Origin of the sequence: Streptomyces sp. HM190 (genome assembly GCF_009857135.1) — a bacterium.
Classification (GTDB): Bacteria; Actinomycetota; Actinomycetes; order Streptomycetales; family Streptomycetaceae; genus Streptomyces; species Streptomyces heilongjiangensis.
In genome coordinates this window covers 6,194,585-6,211,974 of record NZ_CP047318.1, presented here as the reverse complement: position 1 = coordinate 6,211,974, position 17,390 = coordinate 6,194,585, and the positions used below count along the sequence as shown (strand labels likewise).

The following is a 17,390-nucleotide window of genomic DNA, read 5'->3' as shown; positions in this document are numbered from 1 at the left end:
TCGCAGCTGACCGCCCCCGCGGGCGCCGCCGCGCCTCGACGCGGACGGCCCGCACGGTCCCCGTCGAGCGCCGGACCGGCAGCCCGCCCTGCACCGGACCGACAGTCCGTACGGGCAGGGCCGCGCCCCGGTCCGGCGTCGGACCGCCGGCGTCAGGCCGCCGGACCACCCCGTGCGAGCGCCCACCCGTGATCCACGGGCCCGATGCCTCCGCCGAGGGGGAACCCGGCGGCGATCGCCCCGGTGACGTACTCCTTGGCCGCCGCGACGGCCTCCGGCACGGTCAGCCCCCGCGCGAGCTGCGCGGCGATCGCCGAGGCCAGCGTGCAGCCCGTGCCGTGCGTGTGCCGGTTGTCGTACCGCGGCGCCCGCAGCCAGTGCTCCTCGGAGCCGTCGGTGAGCAGGTCGACGGCGTCCCCGGCCAGGTGCCCGCCCTTGATCACCACCCACCGGGGCCCGTACGCCAGCACCGCCCGCGCGGCCTCGCGCATCCCCGCCTCCGACGCGACCCGCACCCCGGTGAGTTGGGCGACCTCGTCGAGGTTGGGGGTGGCGACGGTCGCCGTGGGCAGCAGCCGCTCACGGACGGAGTCCAGGGCCGACGCGGCGAGCAGCGGGTCGCCGTGCTTGGAGACACCGACCGGGTCGACGACCACGGGGGCGTCCGTGGCGGCGAGCAACTCGGCGACTGTCTCGACGAGTTCGGCGGAGGCGAGCATGCCGGTCTTGACGGCCTCGACGCCGATGTCGTCGACGACACTGCGGTACTGGGCGCGGACGGCCTCCACCGGAAGCTCCCAAGCGCCCCGCACCCCGAGGGAGTTCTGCGCGGTGACCGCCGTGACGACGCTCATGCCGTGCACGCCGAGCGCCAGCATGGTCTTGAGGTCGGCCTGGATGCCGGCGCCGCCCCCGGAGTCGGAACCGGCGACCGTGAGCACCCTGGGCGGCGCGCCCGGCGCCCCGGTCACGACTCTATGTCCGCGAAGTGGTCCCAGCCGCCCTTGTTGGTCCAGGGCGCCCCGTCCACGGTGACCTGCGGCAGCGCCGACGGGTTGAGGACCTCGCCGATCACCTTCCAGCGGGCCGGCAGCTTCACGTCCGGCGGGAACGTCGCCACGATCGCGTGGTCCTCGCCCCCGGTGAGCACCCACTGGATGGGGTCGACGCCGACGGCCTGACCGATGTCGTTCATCTGGGACGGGATGTCGATCGCGCCGGAGCGGATGTCGATGCGGCAGTTGCTGGCCTCCGCGATGTGCCCGAGGTCGGCGATCAGCCCGTCGCTCACGTCGCACATCGCGGTCGCGCCCAGGCCGGCGGCGGCCGGACCCGCGTGGTACGGCGGCTCGGGACGGCGGTGGGCCTCCACGAAGGCGCGCGGCGAGCGGAAACCGCGGGAGAGGACCGCGTGCCCGGCGGCGGACCAGCCGAGCCAGCCGGTGACGGCCACGACGTCGCCGGGCTGCGCCCCGGCCCTGGTCACGGGCTCGTGGTTGCGCAGATCACCGAGCGCGGTGATGGAGATCATGATGGTGTCGCCGCGGACGACGTCACCGCCCACGACGGCCGCCCCGGCGACCTGGCACTCGTCGCGCAGGCCGTCCATCAGCTCGGTCGCCCAGGTCACCGGGAGGTCGACCGGAGCGACCAGACCGAGGAGGAGCGCGGTGGGCACGGCACCCATGGCGGCGATGTCCGCCAGGTTCTGGGCGGCCGCCTTGCGCCCGACGTCGTACGCCGTGGACCAGTCGCGGCGGAAGTGCCGCCCCTCCAGCAGGAGGTCGGTGCTCGCCACGACCCGGCGGTCCGGCGCGGCCACCACAGCGGCGTCGTCGCCGGGGCCGACCCGGACCGCCGGGGTGGTGGTGAGCCGGGAGGTGAGCTCCCTGATGAGCCCGAACTCCCCCAGCTCTCCCACGGTGCCCTTCATCGTCGTATCGCCCCTTCTTGTGCCGCTTCCAGTGTCGCCCGCGCCCGGTCGCGAGCGGTCCTCGCCCTCGGTACGGTCGAGTCGACCGTCAACTTCCGCACTCCCCACGCCCCGGTCCGCGCGGCGCGGCATGTGCGGGTCTCCCCGCGACGCACGACTACGCGATACCGTGGCGTTCCTTTTCCCCACATGATCCTCGTGGCCGCCCTGGAGGTTCCGTGGTACAGGCGTACATCCTGATCCAGACGGAGGTCGGCAAGGCGTCGACCGTCGCCGACACGATCAGCAAGATCCCTGGAGTCGTCCAGGCCGAGGACGTGACGGGTCCCTACGACGTCATCGTCCGCGCCCAGGCCGACACCGTGGATGATCTCGGCCGGCTGGTGGTCGCCAAGATCCAGCAAGTGGACGGCATCACCCGCACGCTGACCTGCCCGGTCGTGCACCTGTAGCCCCCGTCTGCCCTCGGCCGGTGCGCTCCTCGCGGCACCGGCGCTGCGTTGTCCCCGGCTGCCCGTCCCGGTGGTCTCGTTGATCGCCGTCGCGGGCTGCTCCTCAGCAGACGACGGCGGATCAGCGGCGGTTCCCGGACCGGACGCGACCGTCACGAAGCTGTGCCGGAACCCGGACGGGGCGTCGCCGCGGCAGGTGGACGGTCTCGGCCGCCGGGACCCGGAGCCGGCCTCGCCGCTGACGGCGGGCCGGGGCAGCCCGGCGATCATACTGCGCTGCCGTGTGCCCCGGCCGCCGAGGACGACGGACCCGGCGGCGGCCGGGAGACGGCACCGCCGACGCGGTCGACGGTGAACGGCCTGCTGACGGAGTGGTACCCGCGATCGAGGGGGCGACCCCCAGGGGGATCGCCCCCTCGGGGGTGCCGCCTGCGTCAGCGAAGGCCCGTCGGCCTGCGCAGTGCCGCCTGGATCAGGCGGTCCACCAGCTCCGGGTAGGCGATGCCGCTCGCCTGCCACATCGCCGGGTACATCGAGATCGGCGTGAAACCGGGCAGCGTGTTGATCTCGTTGATGACGAAGTGGCCGTCCTCCGTGAGGAAGAAGTCCGCGCGGACCAGGCCCTCGCAAGAGGCGGCCTCGAAGGCGTCGACGGCGAGGCGCCGCACCTCGGCGGTCTCCTCCTGCGTCAGCGGCGCCGGGACGATGCCCGGCGTCGAGTCGATGTACTTGGCCTCGAAGTCGTAGTACGCGTGGGTCTCGGGCGGCGGGATCTCGGCGGGCACGGAGGCACGGGGGCCGTCCTCGAACTCCAGCACGCCGCACTCGATCTCGCGGCCCCGCAGCGCGGCCTCGACCAGGATCTTCGGGTCGTGGCTCTGGGCCTCCGCGATCGCCTCGTCCAGGCCGGACAGGTCGTCGACCTTGGTGATGCCGATGGAGGAGCCCGCGCGGGCCGGCTTCACGAAGAGCGGCCAGCCGTGCTCGCCGGCGAAGTCGATGATCTTCTTGCGGGCGGCGGACTCGTCGAGCTGCCATTCGCGCGGCCGGATCACCAGGTACGGGCCGACCCGCAGCCCGAAGGAGGTGAACACCCGCTTCATGTACTCCTTGTCCTGGCCGACGGCCGAGGCGAGGACACCCGAGCCGACGTAAGGGACACCGGACAGCTCCAGCAGACCCTGGAGGGTGCCGTCCTCGCCGTACGGGCCGTGCAGCACGGGGAAGACGACGTCGACCTCGCCGAGCGCCTTGGGCACCGAACCGGGCTCGCTGTAGACGACCTCGCGGTTGGCCGGGTCGACGGGGAGCACCACGCCGCCCTCCTGGGACTCGGCGAGTTCCTCGACGGTCGGTGTGCGGCGGTCGCTGATCGCCATGCGCTCCGGCTCGTCGGCGGTGAGCGCCCACCGGCCGTCCCGGGTGATGCCGATCGGCAGGACGTCGTACTTCGTCCGGTCGATGGCGCGCAGGACGGCGCCGGCCGTGACCACGGAGATCCCGTGTTCCGAGCTGCGGCCGCCGAAGACGACGGCCACGCGCGGCTTGCGGGACGGCTGCTCAGGGCTCTGGGGGAGGTTCTCGGTGCTCATATCGCGATGAGAGTACCCGTTGGTAGTGCGGCCGTCAGCGCCCGCACGGCCGGTATAGCTCAGCGTCGCTCGGACTTGGCGGAGCGCGACATCAGCTCCTTGAGGGCGACCACGGGCGGCTTGCCCTCGTGCACGATGTCGACGACCGTCTCCGTGATGGGCATGTCGACGCCGTGCCTCCGCGCCAAGTCCGCAACCGACTCACAGGACTTGACGCCCTCGGCGGTCTGCTTGGTGACGGCGATGGTCTCCTGGAGGGTCATGCCCTTGCCGAGGTTGGTGCCGAAGGTGTGGTTGCGGGAGAGCGGCGAGGAGCACGTCGCGACCAGGTCGCCGAGGCCCGCGAGCCCGGAGAAGGTCAGCGGATCGGCCCCCATGGCCAGGCCCAGTCGGGTGGTCTCGGCGAGGCCGCGCGTGATGAGCGACCCCTTGGCGTTGTCGCCGAGGCCCATGCCGTCCGCGATGCCGACGGCGAGGCCGATGACGTTCTTGACGGCACCGCCCAGTTCGCAGCCGACGACGTCGGTGTTGGTGTACGGGCGGAAGTACGGTGTGTGGCAGGCGGCCTGGAGCCGCTGGGCGACCGCCTCGTCGGTGCAGGCGACCACGGAGGCGGCCGGCATGCGGGAAGCGATCTCACGTGCCAGATTGGGTCCGGTGACGACGGCGATCCGGTCCTGCCCGACCTTGGCGACGTCCTCGATGACCTCGCTCATCCGCATGGCGGAGCCGAGTTCGACGCCCTTCATGAGGGAGACGAGGACGGTGTCGGGGGCCAGCAACGGCGCCCATTCGGCGAGGTTGGCGCGCATCGTCTGGGAAGGGACGGAGAGCACGGTGAAGTCGGCGCCGGCGGCGGCCTCGGCCGGGTCCGTGGTGGCGCGGACGTTCTGCGGGAGCTCCAGGCCCGGCAGATAGTCCACGTTGGTCCGGGTGGAGTTGATGGCGTCCGCGACCTCCGGACGGCGCGCCCACAGCGTGACCTCGCACCCCGCGTCGGCGAGCACCATGCCGAAGGCCGTGCCCCATGAACCGGCGCTGAACACGGCCGCCTTGACCGGCTTGCTCACTTGCCCTGCCCCTCTTCCTGTGGTTCCTGTTCCCGCAGGGCTCCATTGTGCTGACCGGGACGCCTGGGCTCGACCGCCGCCGTGGTCCGGCGCCGCTGCTCGATGCGCTCCCGCTTCGGGTCGTAGGGCGTCTCGGGCGCCTTCTCGCCGCGGATCTCCTCCAGCTGCCGGGTGATGGCCGCCATGATGACCTCCGTGGCGTCCTTCAGCAGGTCGGGGGTCATCTCCTTGTCGTAGAAGCGGGAGAGGTCCAGGGGCGGGCCCGCGAGCACGTGGTGCGTCTTGCGCGGCAGGAGGTGGGGCTTCTTGGCGTACGGCGGCAGCAGCTCGTTGGCGCCCCACTGGGCCACCGGGATCACGGGGCACCGGGTCTGGAGGGCGACCCGCGCCGCACCGGTCTTGCCGGTCATGGGCCACTGACCGGGGTCCCGGGTGATGGTGCCCTCCGGGTAGAAGGCGACGCACTCGCCGCGCTCCACGGCGTCGATCGCGGCGCGGAAGGCGCTCAGCGCGTCCGTGGTCTCGCGGTAGACGGGGATCTGCCCGGTGCCGCGCATCGCGGCGCCCACGAATCCCTTCTTGAAAAGACCGCTCTTCGCGAGGAATCGCGGAACGCGGCCGCTGTTGTACTGAAAGTGCGCGTACGCGACGGGGTCGAGGTGCGAATTGTGGTTCACCACGGTGATAAATCCGCCGTCGGCAGGAATGTTCTCCATTCCACGCCAATCCCGCTTGATCAGAATCACCAGCGGCGGTTTGCACAGGACCGCTGCGAAGCGGTACCAGAAGCCGATTCTGCGGCGGGACACTCGGACACCTTCCTCTAGGGGGCCAGGGGGCTCCTCGCCCGGGGAGCCGCACAAGTGTCGCCCCGGACCGCCGGTCTGTCGAGAACACCGTACGCCCCACCCTGCGGGCTTCCCTTGCCCCCAGGTGACAATGGCGGCGACGAGAGAGGGACGGAACACCCGTGCAGTGGACCCTGGCCGTACCCCTGAAACCCTTGGCGCGGGCCAAGAGCAGGCTCGCGGACACCGCCGACGACGGCGTGCGCCCCGGTCTGGCCCTCGCCTTCGCGCAGGACACGGTGGCCGCGGCGCTGGTCTGCACGGCGGTGCACGATGTGGTGGTCGTCACGGACGACCCGCTGGCCGGACGTGAGCTGGCGGCGCTCGGCGCCCGGATCGTCCCCGACGCGCCAGCGGCCGACCCGGCGGACGGGCTGAACGCCGCGCTGCGGCACGCGGCGGCCCTCGCGCGCGCCGCCCGGCCGTACGCCCCGGTGGCCACACTGAACGCCGATCTGCCGGCGCTGCGCCCGGACGAACTCGCCCGCGTCCTGGACTCCGCCGCCGGGTTCCGACGGGCGTTCCTCGCGGACGCCGCCGGCGCCGGGACCACGCTGCTCTCCGCCGCCCCCGGCCAGGAACTGCGCCCGGCGTTCGGCCCCGGATCCCGGCTCGCCCACCGGCGCTCCGGCGCCGTGGAGCTGGAGCTCGACGACGTCGACTCGGTACGTCAGGACGTCGACACCGGCGACGACCTGCGCGCCGCCCTCTGTCTCGGCGTGGGCCCCCGTACGGCCGCCGCGGCCGCGCGCCTGCTGATCCCCGGCCAGTAGGCTGCGTCCATGCAGGCCACCGCGTACACCTACGACGCCGCCACCCGCTCGGGCCAGGTCCTCCTGGACGACGGCACCCCCGTGCCCTTCGACGCCCCGGCCTTCGACGCGGGGGGCCTGCGCCTGCTGCGCCCCGGCCAGCGCGTCCGCATCGAGACGGAGGGCACGGGCGACGCCCTCCGCGTCACGTTGATCACATTGCAGACCTTCTGAGACGGGGCCGGTCCGGCGCTCCGCCGAAAAGGTGCGGGGAACCGGGAATTCTCAACGAACCCTTACCCCGAGAACGCCGCGGGCCGGGCTCCGACAAGGAGCCCGGCCCGGCGCGTGTGAGTATCCAGCGCCTCCCTGCTAACGGGCGGCAGTCTTCTTCGCCGTGGTCTTTCGGGCCGACGACTTCTTGGCCGGGGCCTTCTTCGCGGTGGCCTTCTTGGCCGGGGCCTTCGCCGCCGTGGTCTTCTTCGCCGCGGTCGACTTGGCGGCCGTGGTCTTCTTCGCCGCGGTCGACTTGGCGGCCGTCGTCTTCTTCGCGGTGGTCTTCTTCGCCGTCGTCTTCTTGGCGGCCGCCGTGGTCTTCTTGGCGGGCGCGGCCTTGCGGGCCGTGGTCGCCTTCTTGGCGGTCGTCTTCTTCGCGGCGGCCTTCTTCACCGTCGCCGAGGCGCCGCCGCTCAGGCTGCCCTTGGGGGCCTTCTTGACGGCGACCTCGCCACCACGGGGCAGCTTCTTGGAGCCGCTCACCAGGTCCTTGAAGCCCTGACCTGCACGGAAGCGAGGGACCGAGGTCTTCTTCACCCGAACCCGCTCACCCGTCTGCGGGTTGCGGGCGTAGCGGGCGGGACGCTCGACCTTCTCGAACGAACCGAAGCCGGTGACCGAGACCCTCTCACCCGCGACCGTCGCCCGGACGATGGCGTCCAGGACGGCGTCGACCGCGTCGGCGGCCTGCTGACGGCCACCGAGCTTGTCCGCAATCGCTTCTACGAGCTGCGCCTTGTTCACGTCTTCCCCTTCGGAGACATCGCCAGAACGAAAGTGTTCAAGCTTTTCGCACGTTAGGCAGATATATACCGCAAATCAAACACGAAACGGGCTTATCACCCTTGTGCCGCAACGAACTCGGCTGTCACGGAGTTGCTTCAGCGTTCCCCGGCGGGCATTCGCCCCTCGTCGAGGTCCACCGTGAAGCTCTCCAGACGCCGTGCCGCGTCGGCGAGATCGTGCTTGGCCACGGCCGTAATGACCAGCAGCTTCCGGGTCAGCGCCATCCGTACGCCCTCCGGGACTTGCAGTGCGCGCACCCTTGCGTGCGCTTCCTTGAGTTGGCCCGCGACCGCCGCATAGAGCTCGAGTTGGCCGTCGTGTTCCATGCACAGATTGTGCCATCTGGGGCGAGTTGTCGCCTGCCCAGGGGGCAACTGCCGTCTCCCGGGGGCCCGTCGAGCACCCCCATCCAATGCCGCACGATGATGCGCGTACCCCGGCAATCACCTTTGTAACTAGGGGAGTTGAAACCTTTCTGCACCCCACTTCCAAGGTGCGTTACGCCAAACATGGCTGTACCCCCAACCGTGCACGATTGGGGGTACAGAGGGGTGTGGCGGTGGCTGGAATCCGTCGTGCGCGAGCCGCCCCGGGGGTCGGTCCGCGCGGCGGATCAGACCGGCAGCGTCCGCGGCTTGTACGACGGCCGCTTGGCCTCGTACGCGGCGATGTCGGCCTCGTTCTGGAGCGTGATGGAGATGTCGTCCAGCCCGTTCAGCAGCCGCCAGCGGGAGTTCTCGTCCAGCTCGAAGGAGGCGGTGATGCCCTCGGCACGCACCTGTCGGGTCTCCAGGTCGACCGTCACCTCGGCCTGGGGGTCCTTCTCGGTGAGCTCCCACAGCGAGTCCACGATCTTCTGCTCCAGCACGACCGTGAGCAGGCCGTTCTTGAGCGAGTTGCCGCGGAAGATATCGGCGAACCGGGAGGAGATCACGGCCTTGAAGCCGTAGTTCTGCAGCGCCCAGACCGCGTGCTCACGGGACGAGCCGGTGCCGAAGTCGGGGCCGGCGACCAGGACCGTGGCGCCCTCGCGCTCCGGCTGGTTGAGGACGAAGGTCCCGTCCTTGCGCCAGGCCTCGAACAGCCCGTCCTCGAAGCCGTCCCTGGTCACCTTCTTGAGCCAGTGGGCGGGGATGATCTGGTCGGTGTCGACGTTGCTGCGGCGCAGCGGGACGGCCCGGCCGGTGTGCGTGGTGAATGCTTCCATGACTCTCAGACTCCAGCGGGCGCGGGGGCGTCGGACAGGTCGGCGGGCGAGGCCAGGTGGCCCAGCACGGCGGTCGCGGCGGCGACCTGCGGCGAGACCAGGTGCGTACGGCCGCCCTTGCCCTGCCGGCCCTCGAAGTTGCGGTTGGAGGTGGACGCGGAGCGCTCACCAGGGGCCAGCTGGTCCGGGTTCATGCCCAGGCACATGGAGCAGCCCGCGTGCCGCCATTCGGCGCCGGCCTCCTTGAAGACGACGTCCAGACCCTCGGAGACGGCCTGGAGACCGACCCGAGCCGAGCCGGGAACGACCAGCATCCGTACGCCGTCGGCGACTTTGCGGCCCTTGAGCAGGTCGGCGGCGGCGCGCAGGTCCTCGATGCGGCCGTTGGTGCAGGAACCTACGAAGACGGTGTCCACCTTGATGGAACGCAGCGGCTGTCCGGCCTCCAACCCCATGTACTCCAGGGCCTTTTCGGCGGCCAGGCGCTCCGATGCGTCTTCGTACGAAGCCGGATCGGGGACGTCCGCCGAAAGAGGCGCACCCTGGCCGGGGTTGGTGCCCCAGGTGACGAAGGGCGACAGCTCGGCGGCCTCGATCACGACCTCGGCGTCGAACTCGGCGTCGTCGTCCGTCCTGAGGGTCTTCCAGTACGCGACGGCCGCGTCCCAGTCCTCGCCCTTGGGGGCGTGCGGACGGCCCTCCAGGTAGTCGAACGTGGTCTGGTCGGGGGCGATCATGCCCGCGCGGGCGCCGGCCTCGATCGACATGTTGCAGATGGTCATGCGGGCCTCCATCGAGAGCTTCTCGATGGCGGGGCCGCGGTACTCCAGGACGTAGCCCTGGCCGCCGCCCGTGCCGATCCTGGCGATGATCGCGAGGATCAGGTCCTTGGCGGTGACGCCGTCCGGCAGCTCACCGTTGACCGTGATGGCCATGGTCTTCGGGCGGGCCATGGGCAGCGTCTGGGTGGCCAGCACGTGCTCCACCTGGGAGGTGCCGATGCCGAACGCCAGACCGCCGAAGGCGCCGTGCGTGGAGGTGTGGGAGTCGCCGCAGACGACCGTCATGCCGGGCTGGGTCAGTCCCAGCTGCGGGCCCACCACGTGGACGACGCCCTGCTCGACGTCGCCCAGCGGGTGCAGCCGCACGCCGAACTCGGCGGCGTTCTTCCGCAGGGTCTCCAGCTGGACGCGGGAGACGGGGTCCGCGATGGGCTTGTCGATGTCGAGGGTGGGGGTGTTGTGGTCCTCGGTCGCGATGGTCAGGTCGAGCCGGCGGACCTTCCGCCCGCTCTTGCGGAGACCGTCGAAGGCCTGGGGGCTGGTCACCTCGTGCAGCAGGTGCAAGTCGATGAAGAGGAGGTCGGGCTCGCCCTCGGCGCGCCGGACGACGTGGTCGTCCCAGACCTTCTCCGCGAGTGTCCTACCCATCGCTTTCCCTCCGGCCGACGCCTCAGCGCGTCGGCCCAACTAGAGATCTCGGAGGTGGCGGGCGCTGCGCATCCCCTACGTCGCGCGCGCCGGCCGCCGGGCTCGTCGGTCCGCGAGCCGCTGTCGTGCTGCTTCCAGAGTGGCAAGGTCCACGTGAAATTGAACTTGCGTTTCACAGAGTGAGACGCGAGTATCGTTGCATGGACAACAGTAGCGGCGTCGGCGTTCTGGACAAGGCGGCCCTGGTCCTGAGCGCTCTGGAGTCCGGTCCGGCCACCCTCGCGGGTCTGGTCGGGGCCACCGGACTCGCACGGCCCACGGCCCACCGCCTGGCCGTGGCTCTGGAACACCACCGCATGGTGGCACGGGACATGCAGGGCCGGTTCATCCTCGGCCCGAGGCTGGCCGAGTTGGCCGCGGCCGCCGGCGAGGACCGCCTCCTCGCCACGGCCGGCCCGGTGCTCACCCACCTCAGGGACGTGACGGGCGAGAGCGCCCAGCTCTACCGCCGCCAGGGCGACATGCGCATCTGCGTCGCCGCGGCGGAGCGGCTGTCCGGCCTGCGGGACACGGTGCCGGTCGGTTCGACGCTCACGATGAAGGCCGGCTCCTCCGCCCAGATCCTCATGGCCTGGGAGGAGCCCGAGCGCCTCCACCGCGGCCTGCAGGGCGCCCGCTTCACCGCGACCGCCCTCTCCGGGGTGCGCCGCCGCGGCTGGGCCCAGTCGATCGGCGAGCGCGAGCCGGGCGTGGCCTCGGTCTCGGCCCCGGTCCGCGGCCCCTCCAACCGCGTGGTCGCCGCGGTCTCGGTCTCCGGGCCGATCGAGCGGCTGACCCGCCACCCCGGCCGTATGCACGCCCAAGCGGTGATCGACGCCGCGGCCCGCCTCTCCGAGGCCCTGCGCCGCTCGGGCTGACCCCTCCTCCCGCCGCACAACTTCCGCACAACCACGAGAGAAGGCCTGCCTCAACGCCGCGGCAGGCCTTTTCCCGTGCGGTCGACCGGTCCTCGCGGGCGGTCCACCGCGGTGCGCCCGCGTCAGCCGTCCACCCGCCGGTGGGCGAACCTCTCCTTCGCGGACCGGCCGCGCTTCTCGACCGGCAGCACCCCCGTGGCCGCCGCGAGACCGAAGGCCGGCATGTTCGCGTAGATCGACTCGTACGACCCCTCCGGCACCACGTACGTCTCGTGCCAGAGCCCCACGTGTGCGCGCCCCCCGCCCTTGCGCTCCCTGCGGTTCATCGCCGCCCACGCCACCCGGTGGAACGCGTCGGGCGCGTGCGCGTAGCTATAGAGCTTCTCCTTGGACTCCCAGTACTGGACGACGTAGTACGTCCGCGGCGAGGCCGTGAGCAGGACGGCGTTGAGCAGTCCCCGGCCCGGGTCCGCGCGCAGCTCGCGCAGCATCCGCGGCATCGCGGCCAGCACCGGCACCCAGTGGTGGACGGCCCAGAAGTGGTTGATGCGCAGGCCGATGAGCAGGACCACCACGTCGCCCTCGGCGGCGGCAGTGGTCCGTCCGGCGACGACCGTCTTTCCCGGCATGACACCCCCTCGTTGGTGAGCGACACTATCCGATCGCTCATGCTTGGATAGTGACACTTTCCAAGGAAGGGCGCAAGCGAGATGCGGTTGGCGGAGTTGAGCGCACGCAGCGGGGTGTCCACCGCGACGATCAAGTACTACCTGCGTGAGGGGCTGTTGGCGCCGGGTCGCCAGCTGAACGCGACGACGGCGGAGTACGACGAGGGGCATCTGCGCCGACTGCGGCTGGTGCGGGCGTTGATCCAGGTGGGGCGGGTGCCGGTGGCGAGCGCCAGGGAGGTGCTCAAGCATGTCGACGACGAGTCGCTGGGGCGCACCATCCGCCTGGGCGCGGCGCTGTGGGCACTCCCCCAGGCGCCCGAGCCGGACGAGGAGGACCCGGCCACGGCCGCCGCGACGACGGAGGTGGACCGGTTGCTGCGGACGCTGGGCTGGGAGACGGCGCGGGAGATCGGCGCGCTCTCCCCGGTGCACCGCTCCCTGGTGGCGCTGGTGGCCACGCAGATCCGGCTGGGGTATCCGTGCGACGCCGAAACCATGGCCCCCTACGCCGAGTTGATGCACCAGGCGGCGGCGCGGGACCTGGACCGCATGGAGACGTACGAGTCGGACACGGAGATGGTCGAGTCGGCGGTGTCGTCGGCGGTGCTGTTCGAGCCGGTCCTGCGGGCCCTGCACCGGCTGGCGCAGGAGGAGGAGTCGGCGCGGCGGTACGGCCTCGAATGAGCGGGGGCCCGGAGGTGCGCGTGATCCCGGGCACCCACCGCCGACTCCCGGGCGCCTCGGGCCCCTCCCCCTGCACGACAAAGACCCTCCGCCGAAGCGGAGGGCCTTCTGTGACGTACCCCCGACCGGATTCGAACCGGCGCTACCGCCTTGAGAGGGCGGCGTGCTAGGCCGCTACACAACGGGGGCCTGGAGCCTGCAGGCGTTCAGTACTGCACCGCCGCAGGTCCGAGCTGGTCTACCTGGACTCGAACCAAGACTAACTGAACCAGAATCAGTCGTGCTGCCAATTACACCATAGACCAATGTGGTTTAGACCAGTCAGTACCCCCGACCGGATTCGAACCGGCGCTACCGCCTTGAGAGGGCGGCGTGCTAGGCCGCTACACAACGGGGGCCCTAGCGATCCTGCATCGAGGTGAGAGGGTGCGACCCGAACTCTCCCCGCGGGAAGGATCTGTACCCCCGACCGGATTCGAACCGGCGCTACTGCCTTGAGAGGGCAGCGTGCTAGGCCGCTACACAACGGGGGCTTGCGGATGTGATCCGCTGGCGCAGATGAGCTCTGCGAGCTGGCCTACCTGGACTCGAACCAAGACTAACTGAACCAGAATCAGTCGTGCTGCCAATTACACCATAGGCCACTGGAACGCAAGCCCCTGGGGGGATCTTGTTCTAGTTCGCGCTTCCGGTTCCGGCCTTTCGGCCCGCTCCCCGGCGGCGCAGAAAGAACATTACCCGAAGGTGGACGGCGCTCCAAAACGAGTATCGGAGCCGAGGATCGCGGGGAGTTCGGCGAGGGTGGCGATGCGGTGCGGTCCGGCCGGCGGGTCGACGGTCGCGAAGCGGCCGCCGCGATCGATCCACACCGACAGCAGCCCCGCCTCGGCGGCGCCCTGTCCGTCGATCTCCGGGTGGTCGCCGACGTACGCGACCTCGGCCGGGGGCAGGTCAAGGGACTCGCACGCGGCGTGGAAGGCCTCGGCGGCCGGCTTGTGGACGCCCAGCTGCTCGGCGCACAGCACCGTCTCGAAGCGGTCCCACACCCCGAGGGCGCGCAGCTTGCGTTCCTGCACCGGGAGGCTGGAGTTGGACAGCACCGCGTGCCGGTGGGACGCGGCGAGCGCGTCCAGGACGGGCAGGACGTCGGGGAAGAGAGCCCAGGCCCGCTCGTAGTGGACGATGTAGCGCTCGAACCAGGCGTCGGCCTCGGCGTCGGTCAGCGGTCGCCCGTGGAAGTCGCGCACCCGGTCGCGCCGGGTGGCCTCCCAGTCGCCCTGCCCCGCCGCGTACCGCCGCCAGTGCAGGCTCGTCAGTTCGCGCCAGCGGTCGAGGGCCTCCTCGACGGAGCCGTACCGGCGCAGTCCCTCGGCCGCCAGGTGCGCCCGCATCCCGGTGCGGTCGGCCGTGGTGTAGTCGAAGAGAGTGTCGTCCACGTCCCAGACCACAGCCTTGATGTTCATGGTCCGACGGTAGCCCGAGACCGGCCGTCCTGTCCGGCGGATGACGAAGGGGCGGCACCCGGAACCCCGGGTGCCGCCCCTGCCGTACGGGGCTTACGCGGTCAGCTTGGCCAGGGCCGCGTCGATGCGGGCCAGGGTCTTCTCCTTGCCCAGGATCTCCAGGGACTCGAAGAGGGGCAGGCCGACCGTGCGGCCGGTGACGGCCACACGGACGGGGGCCTGGGCCTTGCCGAGCTTGAGGCCGTGGGCCTCGCCGGCGGCCAGGACGGCCTCCTTGAGGGACTCGGCCGAGGTCCAGTCGGCGGCCTCCAGCTTCTCCTTGGCGGTGCGCAGCAGCGCGTCGGAGCCCTCCTTCATCGCCTTCGCCCAGGACGCCTCGTCCTCGACCGGCTCCGGCAGGAACAGGAAGTCGACGTTGTCGGTGATCTCCGAGAGGACCTTCAGACGGGTCTGCGCGTGCGGGGCGACGGCCTGCCACTTGGCCTCGTCGAAGTCCTCCGGGGCCCAGGGGGCGAAGGGCGCCTTCAGCCAGGGGGCGCAGCGCTCGGTGAAGTCGCTCACGCTCAGCATGCGGATGTGGTCCGCGTTGATCGCCTCGGCCTTCTTCAGGTCGAAGCGGGCCGGGTTGGGGTTCACGTCGGCAACGTCGAAGGCGGCGACCATCTCCTCGATCGTGAAGATGTCCTTGTCCGCGGAGAGCGACCAGCCGAGGAGCGAGAGGTAGTTCAGCAGGCCCTCGGGGAGGAAGCCGCGCTCCCGGTAGAGGTTCAGGCTGGACTGCGGGTCGCGCTTGGAGAGCTTCTTGTTGCCCTCGCCCATCACGTACGGCAGGTGGCCGAAGGACGGGATCTCCTTGGCGACCCCCAGCTCGATCAGTGCCTTGTAGAGCGCGATCTGACGCGGCGTCGAGGAGAGCAGGTCCTCGCCGCGCAGGACGTGGGTGATCTCCATGAGGGCGTCGTCGACCGGGTTGACCAGCGTGTACAGCGGGGCGCCGTTCGCGCGGACGATGCCGTAGTCCGGGACGTTCTCCGGGGTGAAGGTCAGCTCGCCGCGGACCAGGTCGGTGAATGTGATCGTCTCGTCGGGCATCCGGAAGCGGACGATGGGCTCGCGGCCCTCCGCCTCGTACTGCGCCTTCTGCTCGGGCGTGACCTCGCGGCACTTGCCGTCGTAGCCGGAGGGCCGGCCCGCGGCGCGGGCGGCGTCACGGCGCTCCTCCAGCTCGGAGGCGGTGCAGTAGCAGAAGTAGGCGTGGCCGGCGTCCTGGAGCTTCCGGGCGATCTCCGCGTACGTCTCCATGCGCTGGGACTGGCGGTACGGCGCGTGCGGGCCGCCGATCTCGGGGCCCTCGTCCCAGGTGAAGCCCAGCCAGCGCAGCGAGTCCAGGAGCTGCTCGTAGGACTCCTCGGAGTCGCGGGCCGCGTCGGTGTCCTCGATGCGGAAGACGAACGTGCCGCCGGTGTGGCGGGCGTACGCCCAGTTGAAGAGGGCCGTGCGGACCAGACCCACATGGGGGTTGCCGGTCGGGGACGGACAGAAACGTACGCGGACGGAGCCGTTAGCCACGCTTGATCACCTTGTTGGTGAGAGTGCCGATGCCTTCGATGGTGACGGCGACCTCGTCGCCGACGTTGAGGGGGCCGACCCCTGCCGGGGTGCCCGTGAGGATGACGTCGCCCGGGAGCAGCGTCATGGCCTCGGTGATGTTCACGATCAGGTCCTCGATGGAGTGGATCATCTCGCTCGTGCGGCCGAGCTGGCGCTGACCGCCGTTGACCGTGAGCTGGATGGTCAGGTCCGAGGGGTCCAGATCGGTCTCGACCCAGGGGCCGAGCGGGCAGGACGTGTCGAAGCCCTTGGCCCGGGCCCACTGCTTCTCGCGCCGCTGGACGTCACGGGCGGTGATGTCGTTGGCGCAGGTGTAGCCGAAGATCACGTCCTTGACGCGTTCACGCGGGACCTCGCGGCACATCCGGCCGATGACCACGGCGAGCTCGGCCTCGTGGTGGAGTTCCTGCGAGAAGGACGGGTACTGGATCTCGTCGCCGGGGCCGATCACCGAGGTGGCCGGCTTGAAGAAGGCGAAGGGGGCGTCGGGGACCTCGTTGCCGAGTTCCCGGGCGTGCTCGGCGTAGTTGCGGCCGAAGGCCACGACCTTGTTGGGGAGCACCGGCGGCAGCAGCCTGACCCGTGTCCGTGCGTCACGGGAGGCCAGCGGGACCTTCGTGCCGGAGAGTTCGAAGTCCGCGAACGGGATGCCCTTGATGATGTCGAGGACGAGCTCGTCCGGCTTGTCGCCCTCGACAGCTCCGAAGGCTACGTTCCCGTCGATGGAGAACCTGGCGATACGCACGGGATTCTCGCGCCCCTTAACTGAGCTGGCTGGAGTCTGACGCTCCAGGCTAACGCGGCACAGGGGGCCCGCCTCGCGCATCCGACGTGCCGCGACCGGCCGTGGCACGCGAAAGGGCGCCCTGGTCGTGGTGCCGGGCGCCCTTCGTCCGCTGCCTGCCGGAGCGGTCCTGATCCTTCTCGGGTTTCACGGGATCCGCTCTCACCGGTTCCCCGGGATCCGCCTTGAGCACGGCGCGGGTTCCGTGCGTACGTGAGCGTGCACCTACTCGGCGGACTGGGCGGGCACGGTCATCAGGACCGTCCGGCGGGGGTTCGCCGTCCGGGAGGGGAGGTCGACGGGGTGCTCCTGCTCCGGCGTGCGCAGGTCCTCGGTGTCGGCGAGGTGGGCCAGCGTGGTGCGCCGGGGGTTGGCTATGGTGCGGACCATCATCGTCGTCTTCACTGTTGTCCTGAACCTCGTCGTGAACGGGCGCCGGGCCGGGCCGCAAGGACCGCCCCACAAGCGCGGGTTGTCGGATTCGCCATCCCTGTAAAGCGTCAGGCTAAACATCCGATTCCCGGGCCAGGACGCGAAGAAGGCGTGATCACCGTGTGAGTTTGCTCACCTACTCACAGGCAAATCAGGCAATCCGGACCCTCCCTCCACTCCGACAAAACGGGCATCAGTAAACTGAATCAGGCATTCCGCTGCTGATCATGGCGACTGGGACACCCTCCACCCGCCCCCGTATCGCGGGAGTTTGCCCGCTTTGCTGTGAATCCGCCTCCACGTCGGGTGATCCGCCCCTCACGCGCTGTCACTGTGAACAGACCGTTATCCGTTGGCCTTGTTGCAGATCCGGCACTGTGCTGGAATTCCACGGACCGCCGCCGGATCGTGCCGGCGCGCAGCGGCGCAGAGCAGCGCCGGGCGGCGGTGGAAGGGGGAGCCAGCGCCGGTCACTCACGACC

At 70.7% G+C, this 17,390-nt stretch carries 19 protein-coding genes, 5 tRNA genes and 1 pseudogene; 6 read left to right on the top strand and 19 right to left on the bottom strand.

All coding sequences use genetic code 11. The features are described 5' to 3' along the window. Positions 1-152: 152 nt before the first annotated feature. Both thiD and GSY65_RS26690 read right to left on the bottom strand, forming a co-directional pair. Positions 153-971: a bifunctional hydroxymethylpyrimidine kinase/phosphomethylpyrimidine kinase gene (thiD, locus tag GSY65_RS26695; protein WP_159773405.1), complete on the bottom strand. Its 819-nt coding sequence runs from the start codon at positions 969-971 to the stop codon at positions 153-155. Further along, on the bottom strand, positions 968-1,933 hold the full coding sequence (locus tag GSY65_RS26690) for a thiamine-phosphate kinase (protein ID WP_159773403.1): 966 nt from the start codon (positions 1,931-1,933) through the stop codon (positions 968-970). Before GSY65_RS26690 ends, thiD begins: the two co-directional genes overlap by 4 nt. 218 nt (positions 1,934-2,151) lie before the next feature. Between GSY65_RS26690 and GSY65_RS26685 the strand changes: the two genes are divergently transcribed. After that, positions 2,152-2,385, top strand: a complete 234-nt coding sequence (locus GSY65_RS26685) for an Lrp/AsnC family transcriptional regulator (protein ID WP_159773401.1) — start codon at positions 2,152-2,154, stop codon at positions 2,383-2,385. 43 nt (positions 2,386-2,428) lie between these two features. Then, positions 2,429-2,707 (top strand): annotated as a pseudogene (locus GSY65_RS26680) (DUF3515 family protein); the annotation flags it as partial. A 112-nt stretch (positions 2,708-2,819) separates the two neighbouring features. On the opposite strand, the gene GSY65_RS26675 reads toward GSY65_RS26680, so the two are convergent. Genes GSY65_RS26675 through GSY65_RS26665 form a run of 3 tightly spaced genes read right to left on the bottom strand, consistent with a single transcriptional unit; the run spans position 2,820 to position 5,856 of the window. After that, a complete protein-coding gene (locus tag GSY65_RS26675) occupies positions 2,820-3,977 on the bottom strand; it encodes a D-alanine--D-alanine ligase family protein (protein WP_159773399.1) in 1,158 nt (385 codons plus the stop codon). A gap of 59 nt (positions 3,978-4,036) precedes the next feature. Beyond that, entirely contained in the window at positions 4,037-5,047 is a 1,011-nt protein-coding gene (locus GSY65_RS26670) for an NAD(P)H-dependent glycerol-3-phosphate dehydrogenase (protein WP_159773397.1), read from the bottom strand. Then, entirely contained in the window at positions 5,044-5,856 is an 813-nt protein-coding gene (locus tag GSY65_RS26665; RefSeq protein WP_159773395.1) for a lysophospholipid acyltransferase family protein, read from the bottom strand. The genes GSY65_RS26670 and GSY65_RS26665 overlap by 4 nt, the downstream gene beginning before the upstream one ends. Before the next feature lie 161 nt (positions 5,857-6,017). Between GSY65_RS26665 and cofC the strand changes: the two genes are divergently transcribed. Next, entirely contained in the window at positions 6,018-6,668 is a 651-nt protein-coding gene (cofC, locus tag GSY65_RS26660; protein ID WP_159773393.1) for a 2-phospho-L-lactate guanylyltransferase, read from the top strand. 9 nt (positions 6,669-6,677) lie between these two features. Beyond that, positions 6,678-6,881, top strand: a complete 204-nt coding sequence (locus tag GSY65_RS26655; RefSeq protein WP_055512549.1) for a hypothetical protein — start codon at positions 6,678-6,680, stop codon at positions 6,879-6,881. Between the two features lie 138 nt (positions 6,882-7,019). On the opposite strand, the gene GSY65_RS26650 is transcribed toward GSY65_RS26655, so the two are convergent. From GSY65_RS26650 to leuC, 4 genes are all read right to left on the bottom strand, one after another. Continuing rightward, complete coding sequence (locus GSY65_RS26650; protein ID WP_159773391.1) at positions 7,020-7,667, bottom strand: HU family DNA-binding protein; 648 nt, start codon at positions 7,665-7,667, stop codon at positions 7,020-7,022. Between the two features lie 137 nt (positions 7,668-7,804). After that, positions 7,805-8,035, bottom strand: coding sequence for a hypothetical protein (locus tag GSY65_RS26645; RefSeq protein ID WP_159773389.1), 231 nt, complete (start codon positions 8,033-8,035; stop codon positions 7,805-7,807). A gap of 287 nt (positions 8,036-8,322) precedes the next feature. Continuing rightward, positions 8,323-8,916 carry a 3-isopropylmalate dehydratase small subunit gene (gene leuD, locus GSY65_RS26640; protein ID WP_159773387.1) on the bottom strand — a complete coding sequence of 198 codons (594 nt, stop codon included), beginning with the start codon at positions 8,914-8,916 and terminating at the stop codon, positions 8,323-8,325. A 5-nt stretch (positions 8,917-8,921) separates the two neighbouring features. After that, complete coding sequence (gene leuC, locus GSY65_RS26635) at positions 8,922-10,346, bottom strand: 3-isopropylmalate dehydratase large subunit (protein ID WP_159773385.1); 1,425 nt, start codon at positions 10,344-10,346, stop codon at positions 8,922-8,924. A gap of 200 nt (positions 10,347-10,546) precedes the next feature. On the opposite strand from leuC, the gene ndgR reads away from it, so the two are divergent. Then, entirely contained in the window at positions 10,547-11,263 is a 717-nt protein-coding gene (gene ndgR / locus GSY65_RS26630) for an IclR family transcriptional regulator NdgR (RefSeq protein ID WP_009320373.1), read from the top strand. A 122-nt stretch (positions 11,264-11,385) separates the two neighbouring features. Here the strand turns inward: ndgR and GSY65_RS26625 are convergent, their stop codons facing one another. Then, the gene (locus GSY65_RS26625) at positions 11,386-11,892 is read right to left on the bottom strand and encodes a DUF4188 domain-containing protein (protein WP_159773383.1); all 507 of its coding nucleotides are present in this window, start codon (positions 11,890-11,892) and stop codon (positions 11,386-11,388) included. An 81-nt stretch (positions 11,893-11,973) separates the two neighbouring features. On the opposite strand from GSY65_RS26625, the gene GSY65_RS26620 reads away from it, so the two are divergent. Then, the gene (locus GSY65_RS26620) at positions 11,974-12,618 is read left to right on the top strand and encodes a MerR family transcriptional regulator (protein ID WP_159773381.1); all 645 of its coding nucleotides are present in this window, start codon (positions 11,974-11,976) and stop codon (positions 12,616-12,618) included. A gap of 116 nt (positions 12,619-12,734) precedes the next feature. Here GSY65_RS26620 and GSY65_RS26615 read toward each other — a convergent pair. The 9 genes from GSY65_RS26615 to GSY65_RS26575 all read right to left on the bottom strand — a co-directional run bounded on the left by GSY65_RS26615 (position 12,735) and on the right by GSY65_RS26575 (position 16,881). Beyond that, a tRNA-Glu gene (locus GSY65_RS26615) sits at positions 12,735-12,807 on the bottom strand. Positions 12,808-12,851: 44 nt separating this feature from the next. Beyond that, a tRNA-Gln gene (locus tag GSY65_RS26610) sits at positions 12,852-12,923 on the bottom strand. A gap of 20 nt (positions 12,924-12,943) precedes the next feature. After that, a tRNA-Glu gene (locus tag GSY65_RS26605) sits at positions 12,944-13,016 on the bottom strand. Between the two features lie 62 nt (positions 13,017-13,078). After that, positions 13,079-13,151 (bottom strand) — tRNA-Glu (locus tag GSY65_RS26600). A 39-nt stretch (positions 13,152-13,190) separates the two neighbouring features. Continuing rightward, positions 13,191-13,262: transfer RNA gene (locus GSY65_RS26595), tRNA-Gln, on the bottom strand. Between the two features lie 90 nt (positions 13,263-13,352). Next, on the bottom strand, positions 13,353-14,081 hold the full coding sequence (locus tag GSY65_RS26590; protein ID WP_159773379.1) for an HAD family hydrolase: 729 nt from the start codon (positions 14,079-14,081) through the stop codon (positions 13,353-13,355). Between the two features lie 93 nt (positions 14,082-14,174). Beyond that, complete coding sequence (gltX, locus tag GSY65_RS26585; RefSeq protein WP_159773377.1) at positions 14,175-15,650, bottom strand: glutamate--tRNA ligase; 1,476 nt, start codon at positions 15,648-15,650, stop codon at positions 14,175-14,177. Beyond that, complete coding sequence (locus tag GSY65_RS26580; protein ID WP_159773375.1) at positions 15,643-16,437, bottom strand: fumarylacetoacetate hydrolase family protein; 795 nt, start codon at positions 16,435-16,437, stop codon at positions 15,643-15,645. The genes gltX and GSY65_RS26580 overlap by 8 nt, the downstream gene beginning before the upstream one ends. A 264-nt stretch (positions 16,438-16,701) precedes the next feature. Beyond that, on the bottom strand, positions 16,702-16,881 hold the full coding sequence (locus GSY65_RS26575) for a hypothetical protein (protein WP_159773373.1): 180 nt from the start codon (positions 16,879-16,881) through the stop codon (positions 16,702-16,704). Positions 16,882-17,390 lie beyond the last annotated feature (509 nt).